General features: G+C 67.5%; 1 protein-coding gene and 1 pseudogene. Both read left to right on the top strand.

The genetic code is table 11. The annotated features are described in order from the left end of the window. Positions 1-75: 75 nt before the first annotated feature. Positions 76-270, top strand: a pseudogene (locus M4I32_RS15145) (IS3 family transposase); the annotation flags it as partial. A 120-nt stretch (positions 271-390) separates the two neighbouring features. Then, on the top strand, positions 391-1,229 hold an 839-nt coding region (locus M4I32_RS15140), incomplete at its 3' end, for an IS256 family transposase (RefSeq protein ID WP_319035312.1).

Here is a 1,229-nt window from a genome sequence, read left to right as displayed (position 1 = left end):
CACGTCCGGTTCGGAGGGCGGTCAGCAGAACCCCACCCGGCGCAAGCCAGGCAGGGCGCTGCTGGCCGACCCTACACGTATGTCCCGACGTGGTCGGGGATGGCGTTCACCGCGTTCGTCACCGACGTCTTCTCGCGAAGGATCGTGGGGTGGCGGACCATGGACCGGATGCCCACCGAGCTGCCGTTGGACGCGCTCGAGATGGCCCTGTGGGTCCGCGACCGAGCCGGCGAGGACGTCACCGGGGTCATTCAACATTCCGACGCCGGAGTAGTGCCCCATAAGGTGGTGTAGCCCGGTGGCCGCTTCGTCGTCACAGACGTAAGCGCGGTCACCGTGGTGTTCCTTCGAGTCAACCTTCTACCGAATCCTCGAAAGGCATCACACACGATGACCGCTCCTCATATTGTCGACCCTGAAGGCCTGCTTGCAGAAGCCCTCACCGACGCGTCTCCGGATCTGATGCGCACCCTGCTGCAGACGATGATCAACGCGCTGCTATCCGCCGACGCGGACGCCGTCGTCGGCGCCGAATGGGGCAAACCCAGCCCCGACCGCCTGACCCAGCGCAACGGCTACCGGCACCGGGATCTCGATACCCGCGTCGGCACCATCGACGTCCAGGTCCCGAAGTTGCGCTCCGGCACCTACTTCCCGGAATGGTTGCTGGAGCGGCGCAAGCGCGCCGAGTCCGCAATGATCACCGTCGTCGCCGACTGCTACCTCGCCGGGGTCTCCACCCGCCGGATGGACAAGCTCGTCAAGACCCTCGGGATCCACAGCCTGTCGAAGTCACAGGTCTCCCGGATGGCGGCCGAGCTCGACGAGCACGTCGACGACTTTCGCCACCGGCCGCTCGGCGACGCCGGGCCCTTCACGTTCGTCGCCGCCGACGCGCTCACCATGAAGGTCCGTGAGGGCGGCCGGGTGATCAACACCGTCGTGATGCTCGCCACCGGTGTCAACGGCGACGGCCATCGCGAGGTTCTCGGTATGCGGGTCGCCACCAGCGAGACCGGGGCGGCCTGGAACAGCTTCTTCGCCGACCTCGTCGCCCGCGGCCTCACCGGAGTCCGCCTGGTCACCTCCGACGCCCACGCCGGGCTGCGAGAGGCGATCGCAGCGAACCTGCCCGGCGCCAGCTGGCAGCGCTCACTCGTCAACATGGGTAGTGGCGGGATCGTCCCGCTGGTTCATCCTCACCGTCGGGAGAGGACCTTGGCAGCGTG

This window comes from Microbacterium sp. LRZ72 (assembly GCF_033792225.1).
GTDB lineage: Bacteria > Actinomycetota > Actinomycetes > Actinomycetales > Microbacteriaceae > Microbacterium.
Note: the sequence above shows the minus strand (reverse complement) of the source record. Positions and strands in the feature narration are given on the sequence as shown.